Annotated in this window: 6 protein-coding genes; all 6 read right to left on the reverse strand. The window is 69.3% G+C overall.

The window, feature by feature from the left end; genetic code table 11:
• Positions 1 to 763 precede the first annotated feature (763 nt).
• Positions 764 to 3,601, reverse strand: coding sequence for an ATP-binding protein (locus VJT49_RS19015; protein ID WP_324166191.1), 2,838 nt, complete (start codon positions 3,599 to 3,601; stop codon positions 764 to 766).
• A gap of 55 nt (positions 3,602 to 3,656) precedes the next feature.
• On the reverse strand, positions 3,657 to 3,920 hold the full coding sequence (locus VJT49_RS19020; RefSeq protein WP_324166192.1) for a hypothetical protein: 264 nt from the start codon (positions 3,918 to 3,920) through the stop codon (positions 3,657 to 3,659).
• A gap of 317 nt (positions 3,921 to 4,237) precedes the next feature.
• Positions 4,238 to 7,132, reverse strand: coding sequence for a helix-turn-helix transcriptional regulator (locus VJT49_RS19025; RefSeq protein WP_324166193.1), 2,895 nt, complete (start codon positions 7,130 to 7,132; stop codon positions 4,238 to 4,240).
• 622 nt (positions 7,133 to 7,754) lie between these two features.
• Positions 7,755 to 8,813 (reverse strand): beta-ketoacyl synthase N-terminal-like domain-containing protein, encoded by a 1,059-nt coding sequence (locus VJT49_RS19030; protein WP_324166194.1) that lies wholly within the window; start codon positions 8,811 to 8,813, stop codon positions 7,755 to 7,757.
• A gap of 43 nt (positions 8,814 to 8,856) precedes the next feature.
• A complete protein-coding gene (locus VJT49_RS19035) occupies positions 8,857 to 9,828 on the reverse strand; it encodes a TauD/TfdA family dioxygenase (RefSeq protein WP_414636026.1) in 972 nt (323 codons plus the stop codon).
• Complete coding sequence (locus VJT49_RS19040) at positions 9,825 to 14,717, reverse strand: non-ribosomal peptide synthetase (protein ID WP_324166196.1); 4,893 nt, start codon at positions 14,715 to 14,717, stop codon at positions 9,825 to 9,827. Before VJT49_RS19040 ends, VJT49_RS19035 begins: the two co-directional genes overlap by 4 nt.
• Positions 14,718 to 14,722 lie beyond the last annotated feature (5 nt).

Genomic DNA, 14,722 nt, shown 5'->3' on the forward strand with positions numbered 1-14,722 from the left:
CGTCCGCCCCGCTCTCGGCAGGACAATCCCGGCGGCGTCCGCCAAGAGTCGCCACGTCACCAGTTTCACTCACGCTCGTCAACCCCCTGGCCCTTCCATCGCAGAAAAAGAACAAACCTGACAAACAAAAAATTTGGCCATTCACATTCCGCGCAAAGAAATCGTTTCCACCATCCGATCGTAGAAAGGGCGGATGTTACTCGTCAACGAGATCGGGCCAGGTCGTGACAAAAACCGTGGTCGCGGTCGGGCCAGGGTTCGGTGCGGAGCGTCACGGCGCAGGATGGTACGGACACGGTCACCCGCTGCTTCGTGCACGTGCAGCACAGTTCCCGATCCTGGGATCGGTCCCGGTCAGGCGGGTGTACCAAAAGCCCAAGGAAAGCGCAGGTCGCCCAAAGTTCCAGTGATCATGGACCGTTGTCGTCAGACGCGGGTCCGTGACGCGCCGCAGCCCGAGTGGGAGGCCCCGGTCGAGCCCCGGTCGCAGGTATCGGTTCCGTCCGGGCCGGGGCGGTCGGGACGCGACCGCGGCGCTGTTGGCTGTGTTGCAAGGAAACTCAACAAACGCGTGTGGATCGTGGACGTTGCCCACCAGCGACATGATCCGAGGCTGGTTGAAGGCCGGAGAAACCCTAACAAAGCCGCCAAACCCGGAAACAGCACGCCGACGGGATGCGCCGCCTGCGTGACTCCAACGCGGGAGCAGTCATCTCGACACTCGACCCCGTCATCCGGGGCGGGCAGCCTGCTACCGGCGCGCTCAGGCCAGCCTGGCGAGCTCCACGTCCGTATCGGCGACCGGCAGCACCGCGGGAAGTTCGGCCCGGCCCTGCACCCCGAGTTTGCGGTAGGAGCTCGTGAGATGTTTCTCGACCGCGCGCCGGCTCACGCCGAGGAACTGCGCTATGGCGTGGTTGGGGTGCCCTTCGGCGGCCAGGCGCGCCACACGGAGCTCCGTCTTGGTCAGCGCTGAGCGCGGCGAGCGGCCTTTCTCGGTCTCGACCACGCTTGCCTTTGCCAGCTCGGCCAGGCGCTGGTCGCCACACTCGAGCGCAAGCTGGCGGGATCGCCGCAGGTGCCCAGCCGCCTCAGGGACGCCCTGTTTCAGCAACCACCTCCCAAGTCGCAGCAACGACCGGGCCAACTCGCGCTGGTTGACCGAGCCCTCCAGAACGTCAACCGACTCCCGAAGCAAGGCGACGCCCTGCTCGCCCCCGATGATCTCACCGAGGATTCGTTTGGCACGCCCGAGCGCGGACGGCGCCCCCCAGTCGACGGCCCACAGGCAGTCCTCCTCGGCGATCTCGCGCGCCCGGTCGAGGTCGCCGAGGCGCCGGTGAAGGTCGGCGGTCCACGCTCGCCACGGGTACAGCACGGGGTTGTGCCAGCCCGACCGGGCGAGCTGACGGCCGCACTCCTCGTGATGCTCGAGCGCCGCCAGGAGATCACCCTCCACCGTGGCCAGCGATCCCCGCAGCAGGTGCAGCAGCGCGGAAAGGCAGGCGTTCGTGGTTCCGGTGCCGCAGCTGTCCAGCACATCCCTGGCCAGCCGGACGTCCGCGGTGGCGCTCGCCACCGCCGCCATCACGATGGCGGTGGTGGAGTTGGACGCGTTCCAGTCGAGCGCGCCCAGTTCGATCGCGTCGGTCGCGGCGCGTTTCGCGTCCGCGATCCGGCCTGTCTGCAAGGCGACCACCGCCTGCTCGGTCCGGATCAGCGCCTGCTCGATGACCGCCCCATGTCTCCGGGCCTGGTCGAAAGACATTTCCAGCCAGGGAGTCAGGCGCTCCGTCGATTCCGTGGCAACCAGCGTGGTCACCAGCATGGGCAGCGTGGTGTACACATGCGACGGTAAAGCGGGCTCCCGTTCCAGGATCCGTTCGGCGAGGCGGGCCACCAGCGATGCCGGCTTGCGGGCGGTGAGGGTGGCGGCGCACAGCAGCATGGTGAGCAGTTCACGCTCTGCGGGAGTGGCCACCGGGGGCTCCTCGCCGAGCCCGTTCAGCCGCCGGATCGCGTCAGCCAGCGCGGCCGGGTCGGTGTATTCGAGGTGGCGCATGCGCGCCTCGATGGAAAGCTTGAGTTCTCGCTCCACACAGGACAGCTCGGCCTCCTCGCCCAGTTCGTCGAACACATGACGAATCAGCGCACGGACCACGGGCGGAGCGTCGCTCAGCAGCCCCGGCGCCAAGCGCACCAAAGCGCACGCGCGATCCCTCGCCGAAGTCAGCAAGGGCAGCGCGTGACTGAGGTGCCGTACCGACGCGCGCACGTCGAACTCCCGCTCCACCGTCGCGAGGTCGACCAGCAGCTGGGCCCGGTCGTCTCCCTCGGGCGAAGTGTCGAGCAACGCGCGGCGCAGGTAACGCGAGGCGGTTTCCGGAGCACCTCGCCGCACCGCCGTGCTGGCCGCGGCACGCAGGACCTCGGTGGCCCACTGCCCTTGCGGTGAGGCGACCGCGAGCAACTGCGCCGCCACCTGCTCGGCGGTGTACCCGCTGCCATGCAGCAGCCGTACCGCCCGGATGTGCAGTTGTTCTCGTTCCTCGACCGTCATCGATTCCTCGACCGCGTCCTGCACGACCAAGTGGATGAACCTGGGCTGCCGCGCGCTGGCCAACAGACCCATCTGGTCCATGATGCGCATCGCCTCCGCGCAGCCGACGGAGTCCAGGCCGGCGAGCCGTCCGATGATCTCCAGACCAGTCTGGTCGCCCAGGATCGCTATGGCCTTGGCGAAGTTGCGGACCGGCTCGGGCTGCGAGGCAAGGCAGTCGATCAGGCGCTGGCGCAGCTGCGCGGGCCGCAGCGACCGGGCCTTGTCGGCATGTTCGGCCCGCGGGGGGACGCCGACGATCGACAAGTTGAGCAGGATCGACTTGAGGAACACCGGGCTGCCCTCCGTCGTCTCGTGGCAGGCGAGCACGAACTCCTCGTCTCCGGGTTCACCGCAATGATCGGCCACGAACGCGCGTGTTCCCGCCAGGGAGAACGGGCGTGGCCGCAGCACCCTGGCCGCCAACCTGGTGACGGTCCGGACGGCCGGCCAGCTCGCCGCCCGATCGCCCTCCCGGACCGTGACCACGGTGAGCACGCGGAGCCGGTTCAGGCGGTTCGCCAGGTGAGCGAGCCATTGCACCGTGGGCTCGTCGGCCCACTGCAGATCGTCGACCAGGATCAGCAACGGCTGCTCGGCGCTCATCCGTTCGGCAAGCGCCTGCAGCCCGAGCAGCACCGCCTGCTGCACCGCGACCGGCCGTTCGCCGGTCGCGCCGAAGGAATCGTCCGCGAAAATCATTTCGGCGAGCCCGGCGGCTCCGGACAGCCATCGTGACCGCACCTCCTCGCCGGCGCCGAACAGCGCGGGCTCCAGCAGCTGGCGCAGCACCCCGAAGGCATAGTCCTGTTCGAGCGACGAAGCACCCGCGCTGAGCACTCTGCTGCCCTCCTGCTCGCCCATGCGGGGCATGGCGCGCAACAGCTCCGACTTACCGTTGCCCAGCGGACCGGTGACCACCAGGAGTGACCCGTGGCCCTGGCGGGCGGATCGAAGCGCCTCGGCGACGATTTCCAGCTCGCTGTCTCGCTCGAGCAACACGGTCCGAACCTCCTGCTGTCGATGGGAACACATCGAAAGTGCGCACAACGCCGTTTCACGCCCTCAACGGCCCGGAAGCGCTCCCAGCCAAGCTCTCGCGCCTGGCGAGGTCGTGCGCCATGCGGGCCATGGCGAGCTCACCCGCCTCCGTAGTCAGCAGCGCCGCCTCGGCGTGCTCCCCGGCGTCCCGTCGCACCGCGGCCAACTGGAGCAGGGCCTTCGCGTAGCGCGGCCGTGACGGCGATTCCCGCAGCACCTCGACGGCGGCATTCAACCTGTCCAGCCGCTCCGGGCCGCCCAGCACCATCGAAGCGGCCAAGTGGGCCGCTGAGCGGGCTCGGCGACCCCCAGCGCTCGGCAGGCAGTCTCTCCTCCGTGACGACTCCCTCCGTGGTATTCCCGCCAGCCTGGCGGGCAAACGCGGCGAACGACCGCCATCTGGCCAGCGCCGAGTTGACCCACTGCCGGGTCAGCAGCCGCCTGCCCGCTTCCTGCAGGTGCTCGGGGGCCATGCCCGGTTCACCGGTGAGCGGCCGGAACAGCCCCTTGGCCAGGAGGAACTGCCTCCACCCGAGCCCGGATTCGACGCCAGGGGGAGATCCGACCGGCTCGACCAGGGCGAGGGCCGTCCCGCAATCACTGTTGCCCACCGTGCCCCAACTCCCCCTCTCCCTCGAAGGTTTCCGCAGAAACCGTAGGCGCGGCGCCCGGCCCGATGCCTTCTTTCGCCTCGGACAGCTCGCTCACCGCCGCGATCATCTCCGCACGAGAGGACACGCCGACCTTCCGGTACACATTGGACAGATGGGTCTCGACGGTCCGCAGCGTGACGAACAGCGCCGCCGCGATCTCCCGGTTCGTCGCCCCGGCCACAGCCTGCTCGATCACCCGCCACTCGGCCGCGGTGAACAGGTCGAACGGCCCGCCGCCCGGCTTCCGCGTCCGCCCACCCGCGGCCACAAGCCACTTCTTCGCCAGCGCACCGACTCCCTGGCAGCCGCACCGCGCCGCCAGATCGGTCGCGCGACGCAAATATTTCCGGGCTTCCACGTCGTTGCCGGCGAGCACCAGCGCGTGGCCCACCACCAGCTCGGCCCGGAGCTGGCTGTGCCGGGCGGGCGATGCCGCCAGCCGCTCGACGCCCTCCGCCATGAGTTCCAATCCCGCCCGCCCGCCGGTGGCGACGCCCCGGGCCGCCAAACCGAGTCCGACGACCTCCGGCGTTCCCCAGCGAACGATCGCCTCTTCCTGCGCATCGATGAGGGCAAGTGCCTCGGACCGGCGGTCCAGACCGGTCAGGAGGGCCGTAGCCTCGAACCACCAGGATGCGGGCACCGCGCAGTTGATCCCCGCCTCCGCCAGGCTGTGGCCACATTGCTGGAGGATGGACAGCGCACCTCCAAAGTCATCCAGCTGGAGCCTCGCCCAGGCCCGCACCATGAGCATCTGGGGATATTCCCAGGCGAAGTTCGGCTGGCGGATCTCGTCGAGCAGGGCCTCGGCCCGCGCGGGCTCACCGCGGTTCACCAGGTGGGAGGCGAACATGATCCGGGGCAACGCCCAGTCCTCGTGCCGGGCCATCCGCATCGCCGTCTCGATGTCGGCCGCCTCGACGGGTCGCCCCATGCCCGCCGCCACCCAGGACCTGACCGCCAGCGCATGGCAGAGCGTCCAGCGGGCGTCGGGACCCTCAATTCCCTCCACGATCGGGTCCAGCGCGGCCAGCGCCTCAGCCGGCAAACCGGCGTAGTTCAGGGTCTGCGCCGCAATGATGAGAGGTCCCGCATGGACGACAAGGGTGCCGGAAAGCGCAGCTCTGGCAAGCTTCGCTGCCTGCTCCCAGTGCCCGCCGTCCAGCACGGCGGTGCTCCCGAGCAGGCTGAGAAGCATCCGCTCCGACGGCGTGCCGTTGGAGCGAGCCTCGATGGTCCGGGCCCTGCGGAGGGCTTCCCGCGCAGTCCGCTGGGAGTGCATGCCGACGGCGAGCAACAGGGTTCGAACCTGCAGGCGCAGGTCGCTGGCCGCGTCGGGCACCACCCCGGCGTTCGCGCCGAGCGCTTCCAGCACATCGGCCAGCAGACGGAACGCCAGGACGGATCTTCCCACCCTGAGCGACAGCAGGCTGAGCCGGATCACCAGCGGGACACGGGCACGAAGATCATCCGTCCGCCGGATGGCCTGGAAGAAGTTGAAGAACGCCGTTTCCGGATCGATCTCCTCGAGAATCGTGGCAAGCTCGACCAAAGTCTCTTGATGGCCGGGTACCGCCCGCAGGTAACGGTTGAGAAAGCGGGTCGCGGCTTCGGGGTCGTCACGCCGCCGCGCGTCGGCCGCCGCTTCCCGAAGGGTGTTGTACATCCACGGCTCGGACAGCTCCGGCAGTTCGGCAAGCAGGCGGGCCACCTTCTCCGGCGGACGCCCGTTGTCGTGCAGCAGGAGGGCGCCGCGCAGCCGTAGCGCGTCCAGTTCACCGCGCGGCAGTTGGCCGAGAAGGGCTTTCTGAGCCTGCTCGCGCACGATGCCCGAGCCGACGGAGGGCAGCAGGCGGTGCCGTCGCAGGACATCGATCGCCGCGACCACCGCGGGCGCGGGCAGTTCGAGCAGCGCGGCGACCATCCTGGGCTCGGCCGTGTCGAGCAGGACGATTCCGGCGGCCACCTTCAGGGCGCTCTCCGGCAGCCGGGCCAGCCTGGCCCGGATCGAATCACGCAACACCCGCTCGCCGATCTCGGCCGCTTGGCGGGCTCCTGGTTCATCCGGTCGCACACCCTGCTCGCGGAGCGCTTTGAGCAGCGTATGGAGCGAGAGCGGGTTGCCGCCGGACAGTTTCGAGCAGATCTGGACGAACGCCGCCTCCGGCCCGGCACCCAACGCCGCGGCGGCGGAGTCGCCGACCTCGGCGTCCGACAGCGGAGTCAGCTCGATCATGGTGCCAGCGGTGTGCCCGGTGATGGTGGCCAGCAGCTCCCGGCCGGGGCCTGCCGCATCCGGTTCATCGGCCAGCACGACGAGCAGCGCGTGGTCATCGGCCCGCCGGAGCAGGAAGTCGACCCACCGCAGCACCAGAGGATCGCAGCGGTGCGCGTCGTCGAGCATGAGCGTCAGCGGCCCTTGGGCCAGCAAGTTGAGGGCGAGCCGGTACCACCCGTGCAGGATCGAGTAGCTGACGCCCTCGGCGGGAGCCGCTTCGCTCCCGGGCAAGAGCGTGGGCGCGGCCCCCCGCGCCGCACCGGACAGCAGCGGGCGGCGAGCCTCCTCGGGCGCCGTGAGCCCCAGTGGAGCGAACAGCTCACGCAGGGTTTCATCGGAGGAACCGCCGGTGGCGAAGAGCACCGTTCCCCCGTGCCCCTCGAGTTCCTCGCGAGCCCGGTTCAGCAGAGAGGTCTTTCCGATCCCGGCCACGCCGCTGACGAACACGACATCGGGCTTGCCCGTGCGGGTCGCCGCGGCGGCCCTCCTCAGCGCCGCGAGCTCGGAGGAACGCCCGAGGAAAGAAAGATCACTGCCTGGATGGACTGTGCCGCTCCCCACCAAGAAGCACACCCTTCCTGAACTCCTACGCCGATCACGAACTAGCCCGAAACGCGTAACGGGCCGCGCCTCGGTGGTCACGGTCCGAGACAGCCTCGTTTCATGTTAAACAGAAACTACCGTTCCGTTAAGAGCCACAAGTATGCGGTGGCGGCGGCACCCCGGCGTGGTGGAGGCACTCGGGCCGCATCAGCGAAATGTCCCGACGGGCGCTTGCGACCCGGCGTAACGGCTTGCCCCATTCGGTGTAGTGGCACGCAAAATCACGAGGTCGCAGGCCCCTCCAGCAAGGGAACTGTCCCACCGCGTGGGCCTCCTTCCGCCCCGTGGCAAGCACTGCGGCTCACCATCGAACCTATGAAGGAGTTGCGGGACCGCCAGAACGGTTGACGCGCTGGTTCCGCAGGTCCTTCCGAGAGGACCACCCTGAGGCCGGTCGGCACGCCGTAGCTCGGGCCAGTGTGGTGGGTGGGTCGTGCGGCGAGGTATCCGCTGGTGTGCGGCTCCCTTTCCGCGCGACCTCCCACCGAACCCCGCTGACACCTCTCCAGGTACGAGGCCGGTCGGGATCGGTGTCGGTGCGGGCAGGCGGGATCTCAGAGCTCCGGCTCCCGACACCCGGTCATGCCCCCGGGACAGGCCAGGGTGGCAGCCGGAGGAGAGCGGTGGCCACCGCGCCGTCCGGTTCGCTCACGGCGATCACGACCGGCCGCGCTGTCGCGGCCGGCCGGTCGCCGCCGACGCTGAGTGCCGACGCGATCCCGAACGCGGCGGACGCCGCGCCGGTGTCGCCGAATGGCGTGAGACCGGGGACGCGGGAGAGCGCCACGTCACCGCATAGCTCCGCCATCGCCTGCCGTTCCGGGTCGCCGCCGGCCAGCACGACCGCCCACACCTCGCCCTCGGTGATCCCACCACGGGCAAGCAGGGCGCGGACACACCCGGCCAGCGCCGCGCCCGGGTCCTCGTCGAGGCGGACCCGGGTCTGCGCGGCCAGGATTTCGGCGAGCGGCGGGCGCCCCTCGGCGGGCGGTTCGACGCGAAAAACGGCGCTCCCCTCGCCGAGCCACGGTTTCCGGCCGCCGCCATGGTGCACCAGCCAGGACCGGGCGACGGAGAACTCCTCAACCGCGCCCACGAGCACCCGGTCCGCCCGCCTCGTCGCCAGCAGGCGGCAGGCGTGGACCAGCGCGTGCAAGGCCGCGGCCCGGCCGCCGGCCACGGTCATGTTCGGTCCCGTGAGCCCGTACCGCATCGCGCACTGCGCGGCCGCGCAGTTCATCGTCGCGCTCGGTGTCCGCTGCGAACTCACGGCGTAGGGTTTGGGCCTCGTCAACGAGTCGCGCCGGATGTTCATCTCGCTCTGCACGCTGCCCGACGTGGTACCCAGCACAACCCCGGTCCGCGAGTCCCTGCCCGCCCCGGGCCCGACCAGTTCGCCGACCGAGACGAGTGCAAGCAGGCTCGCGCGGTCGAGGTAGCGGATTCCCTTGCCGTCCAGGAGTTCCCCCGGATCGAAGTCCGGCACGAGGCAGGCTCGCCGCTGCGGGACCGGAAGGTGACCGACATCGACCACGGCGTCTTCTCCACGTCCACATCGGACACCCTCGGCGAAGGCCGCGCGTCCCACGCCGAACGGCGACACCGCGGACCACCCCGTGATCACCGGTGGCTCGACCATCGGATCTCCCTTCCTTCGCATTGCCATCGCCGGAACCGCGCGATCACCCCAGAACGTGTCCATCGCCCGGCCGCATATCCCTGGAGCGACGCAGGTCGGCCGCCACGAACGTGCGCTGCAGCCAGCGATCCCCACCGTCATAGCGCGGCCCGAAAGCCGAGCGTCCGTGCATCGCGACACGGTTGTCCACAATGGCCAGTTCACCCGGCCGAAGCCTGATTCCCTGGTAGTTCCGGCGAACCGCCGCGCTCAGCTCGGCCAGCGCGGCCCGGCCGGCACGCGTCAGCGGTCGAGTGGCGGCTTCGTCGGCGCGCAGATCCGGATCATCGGGACCACCGCTGAGCACCGCGTGCACCATGTCCTCCCCCGCACCAGCGAACGAGGGCGGCGCCACCGTGACGAATTCCGGCCTGCTCAACGCCTCCCGCGCCTGATCCGGCAACTCGGCGATCATTCGGCGAATGCAGGCCGTCCTCAGTTCGGCGACACCGTCGTGGTCTGCCCGCAGGCACAGCAGCAGGACGAAGTCCGGGCGGTGCGGGTGGAACGCGTTCTCCGTATGAAACGTCAGCTCCGCCGAGCCGGTGTTGCCCTGCACCTCCTCTTCGCCGGGACACGGCACCACGTCCTGCACCAGTGCCCCCGCCTTCTCCTCGGCGAACGCGACCGGGTCGCCGAGCCCGCTCGCGAGGAGTAGCAGCACCGCGGCGGGCAGGGCGGGGGCCTGCTGCGCCGAGCCCCTGACCGTCGGGGTCGCCGGCACAGCCGCGGCGTCGATCGGTATTCCGCGGAGTACCACTACGCCGAACGGGCCGGAAAACCGGCGGAACTCCCGAACGACATGGCGCAGTTCGGCAGGCGTCTCGTGCCAGGCGCGGCGCGCCTCGCACACCCAGGCCGGGTCATCGACCCGGTCCGCCGCCCGGCCCAGCAGATCCCGTGCCACACTGCCCAAACCAGCCAGGACCTCAGCACCGAGGTCAACGGCCGACCCTGTCCGCACCGCCACGGTCATCCTTCCCGCCCCCCGGTCCGCGCCCCCACCAGCCCGGTCTCGCCGGGTTTGCGCGCCTGCTCCCTCAGCGCACTTTCGACCACACCGGCCACACCAACAGTGGTTGGCGTTTCGAACAACGCCCGCATACCGACCTCGACACCGAATTCCTCCCGGATCACCGCGGCCACCCTGATCAGCGCCAGCGAATGCCCGCCCAAGGCGAAAAAGTCGTCGTGTATTCCTACCTCGATACCGAGAACCTTTGACAGCAGGCGCGAGATCCGCTGCTCCACCCCGGTTCGGGGCGCCTGCGCGCTACTCCGCTCCCCCAGTTGGTCGTCAGCGGCCGGCAACGCTTCGCGATCGACTTTGCCGTTGGCGGTCATCGGAAGGGACCGCAATGGCACGAATATGTGGGGAATCTGGTATCGAGGGAGAGACCGGCCCAAGAACTCATGCAGCGATTCGACCGGGAGCCGCTCCCCCACGTAATAGGCGACGAGGCGGTGCTCTCCCGGTTCACGGTCATCGAGAAGAACCACCGCCGCCCGCACCTGCGGATGGGCCAGCAGTGCCGACTCGATCTCACCGAGTTCGACGCGGTAGCCGGTGATCTTGACCTGCTTGTCGGCACGCCCGCGAAAATCCACGTCACCACTGGAAGTCACCCGGCCCAGATCGCCGGTGCGGTACAGGCGCGAGCCGGGCGGGCCGTAGGGATCGGCCACGAACTTCTCCGCCGTCAACGCCGGATCGCCGACGTAGCCGCGGGCAACGCCCACCCCGCCCACACAGATCTCCCCCACCACGCCGACCGGCACCGGCCGGAGGAAGCCGTCGAGCACATACATGGTGGTGTTGGGGACAGGCTTGCCGATCGACAGGAATTCCCGAGACCACGGCCGGTCCGCGTCGAACGCCGAATTGCCCACGGTGATTTCGGTCGGCCCGTACTCGGCCACGAACCCGTTCTCCGGCATGCCGGTCGCCGCCCGCCACCGCTCGACCATTCCGGCCGGAACCCAGTCACCGGCCACGCTGACGATCGCGGCCAGCGGAACGGGCGGCCTGCCCTCCAACTGGTCCAGGATCAGGCCGAGTTGCGCGGGCGCGAGCTTGAGGAAGGAAAACGGGCCCGCGCCGGCCAGAGTGGGCCCCAGTTCGGTCAGATCGAGGTCCCTGCCGAACAGATGGACCGGCTGCCCGGTGATCAGTGGCGTGTAAAGGTTGGGCACCCCGAGGTCGAACGCGATCGACGAGAACAGCGGCGCGCCACCCCGGCCGCGCCCGGCGTAGGCGTCGACCGTCCACATCAGATAGTTGGCGAGCGCTCGGTGCGATGTGGCGACACCCTTGGGCCGGCCCGTCGATCCGGACGTGTAAATGATGTAGGCCAGGCGGTCGAGGTCGTCGGCCACCGGCGGCGGTGTCGCGGCGGCGGCCTGGATCTCGGGTCGGTCGCGGTCGACCAGCAGCCGGTCACCGGCGAACCCAGCGGTCAGCGGCTCCAGTTCGGCATCCGTGACCAGCAGTTCGGCCTTCGAGTCGGTCAGCATCAGCCGTAGCCTCGCGGCCGGGAAGACCGGGTCCAGCGGCAGGTATGCCGCTCCTGCCTTCCAGATCCCCAGCAGGCAGGCGACCAGGTCGGGCCCGCGGTCGAGCAGGACACCGACCACCGACTCAACGCCGGCTCCCCGGGCACGCAGCACCCGGGCCATCCGGTTCGCCCGCCGCTCCAGCTCCGCGAAGGTCATCGTACAACCATCAGAAATCAAAGCTGTCGCATGTGGACACTTTCGCGCGCGCTCGGCGATCATCCGGTGCACCGGCATCGACGGTTGCGCCCCTACCGTGGCGTTCCACTTCCGCACCAGCAGCTCATGCTCGGCGTCGGCGACCATGGGCACCGCGCTCACGGCGGCACCCGGCGCCGCGACGAGTTCACTCGCCAAGCGGACGTAGTTGGCCGCCATGCGCTGGACAGTGGCCTCGTCGAACAAGGCGGTGGCATATTCGAAGACGCCCTGGACCCTGCCGTCGGCCTGCCGGCGCATGAGCAGCGTGAGATCCGTCTTCGCGCTCCGCCAGATCGCACGCATCGTCGGCTCGTCCACGTTCCACGTTTCCATTGCCGCCGGCCAGTCGTGCAGGTCGAAGCTGACCTGGTACAGCGGAGTTCGGGCGGGGTCTCGGTCGTGCTTGACGTTCTCGGCGACGCGGTCGAACGGAACCTCGGCGTGGGTAAAGGCCACAAGACAGGCCGCTCGCGTGCTCGCAAGCCCCTGGGCGAAGGTGTCGTCTGGCCGAACCCGGTTTCGCAGCGCGACGAAGTTGAGGAAGAACCCGACGGCGTTATCGACGTTTTCCTTGTCGCGGAGGGAAACCGGGGTACCGACGGCGAAGTCCCAGGCACCGCTGTAGCGCGCTAGCAGCACATCGAAAACTGTCAGCAGGGTCATGAAGGGCGTGGCGCCTTGCCGCCGTCCGGTGTCCAGCAGTGCGCCGGCCACTGCCGGAGGCAGATCGAAGGTCAGCATCGCGCCCCGCCCATCGCGCACTGGAGGACGCGGCCGGTCGGTCGGCAGGTCCAGCACAGGCAGGCCCGCGAGTTCGGTCCTCCAGTAGCCGAGTGCCGCGGCCAAAGGGGTGCCGTTCAGCATCTGCCGTTGCCTGACCGCGTAACCGGCGTACTGGATCGAGGGCGGTGCCAGCCGCTCACCCGCGCACAGCCGGGCGAACTCGTCCGAGAGAACGACGAGCGAGTCGCCGTCGCAGGCAATGTGGTGCAGGGTCACGAGCAATTGGCTTTCCTCGCCGGGCTCCTGGGCAAGCAGGGCCCGCCACACCGGACCGTTTTCCAGGTCGAATCCCCGGGAGAGTTCGGCGACGAACAGTTCGGTCCGCTCCTGGGGAGGTGCGTCCACCACACGCAACTCCACCGGCGCTGCCGGATCGACCACCTGGTACAACTCTCCGTCGTGCTCCAGGTACCGCGTCCGCAGTATCTCGTGCCGTGCGGCCAGACCGTCCAGGGCTCGCTGGACCGCCTCGCCGTCGACACGCGCGGGTATCCGAAGGAACAGCGGAACGACATACTCGGAGTTCACCCGCCGCAGCCTCTCCAGTAACCACAGGCGTTGCTGTCCGGACGACAGCGGCAGCCGCGAGTTGCTCGGCACCGGGGCCTGCGACGAGTCCGCATCGTCCTTTCCAGACAGCAACAGGGCCTGGTCGCGGACGGTGGTGGCCGTGAAGAGCGCGCGAAGGCCGATCTGGCGGCCCGCGGCCCTGCCCAGCCGTTCGGCGAGCCTGATCAGCAGCAGGGAATGCCCACCCCGTTGGAAGAAGTCGTCGTCGGCACCGATCCGGTCCACTCCCAGCAACTCCGACCAGAGCCCGGCCACCACACGTTCGGCCGACGACTCCACCGGGGTCCGGGCACCTTCCACGGTGTTCCAACTCGGTTCCCGCGCGCGCAGGGCAGCACGATCCACCTTGCCGCTGCGCGTCAAGGGCAGCTCGTCGATCCGCGCGAACATCGACGGGATCAGGTAGGTCGGCAGCCGGTCACGGAGGAATGCCCGAATTTCCGTCAAATCCGTCTCGGCGGGCCCGGCGAAATAGGCGACGAGACGGGTACCACCGTCCGCGCCGGGTACGCCGACCACGGCGCAAGCCTGGATCCCCGGACACCGCGAGAGCGCTGCCTCGACCTCGCCGGGCTCGATCCGCACGCCGTTTATCTTCACCTGATCGTCCAGCCGGCCGAGCCATTCCAGCGTTCCGTCGGCGCGCCAGCGCGCCTGGTCTCCCGTGCGATACAGACGCGAACCAGGTGCGCCGAACGGATCGGGCACAAAACGCTCGGCGGTCAAGCCCGGCCTGCCGACGTAGCCAAGACCGACCTGCACCCCACCGATGTACAGCTCACCGGGCAGGCCGACCGGCGCCAGCTCACCGCCGTCGTCGAGGACGAACAGACGGTTGCCGCGCAACGGACGGCCGATCGGCACCGGACCCGACAACTGCGACCGGTCGCACCGGTACCCGGCCTGGTCCACAGCGCACTCGGTCGGACCGTAGGTATTCCATACCTCGACACTTTCCAGGTACGCCCACACCTGCTGGCACAACTCGGCGTGCAACTGCTCGCCCGCCGAGAACAGTAACCGCAACGAGGTGCAATCGCGCAACCTCGGCTCGGCGACGAGCAAGCGGAGTAGCGAAGGCACGACCTGCAACACGGTCACCCGATGCCGTATGACGGCCTCCACCGTCATGGCGGCGTCACGCTCGGCCCCGAGTGGGGCCATCACCACGGTACCGCCACTGACCAGGGGGGCGAAAAGTTCCAGGACCGAAGCGTCGAAAATCAACGGGCTCTTCTGCAACCACCTGTCCTCGACGGACAACCCGTGTTCGGTCACCGCCCACATGACACGGTTGGCGACGCCACCATGGGTCACCATCGCCCCTTTCGGGCGCCCGGTCGAGCCGGAGGTGTAGGTCACGTAGGCGGGAGCGTCGCCGGTGACGTCCACTCCGGACACCGGATCTAACCGGGACACGAACGAGCGCACGGTGTCCTCCTCGAGCACGATCCGGCAGCCCGTCTCGGAAAGAATGCGGGCGACGCGTTCCCGGGGAGCGTCCGGGTCGAGCGGAAGGTAGGCCGCCCCCGCCTTCCAGATTCCCAGCAGCGCCACGGCGAGGTGGGTACCGCGGCGCATCCGGATGCCGATGATCGAACCGGCACCGTGCCCGGCGAAGAGCAGCGCCGCGGCCACCCGACCCGAGTCCTGGTCGAGTGCCGCGTAGCCGAGCTCGCCACGGTCGCCTGCCACGGCCACCTGGTCAGGCGTGAGCGTGGCTCGGCGGGTGAACAGCCGGGGTAACGACAGGTTCATTCGCA

The sequence above is a fragment of the Amycolatopsis sp. genome (assembly GCF_035276945.1).
In the GTDB taxonomy this organism is placed as follows: Bacteria; Actinomycetota; Actinomycetes; order Mycobacteriales; family Pseudonocardiaceae; genus Amycolatopsis_E.

Bases quoted from the DNA above. Each gene is read 5' to 3' on its own strand.
- VJT49_RS19030 (WP_324166194.1), bottom strand. From the start codon at position 8,813: ATGGTCGAGCCACCGGTGATCACGGGGTGGTCCGCGGTGTCGCCGTTC.
- VJT49_RS19035 (WP_414636026.1), bottom strand. From the start codon at position 9,828: ATGACCGTGGCGGTGCGGACAGGGTCGGCCGTTGACCTCGGTGCTGAG.
- VJT49_RS19040 (WP_324166196.1), bottom strand. From the start codon at position 14,717: ATGAACCTGTCGTTACCCCGGCTGTTCACCCGCCGAGCCACGCTCACG.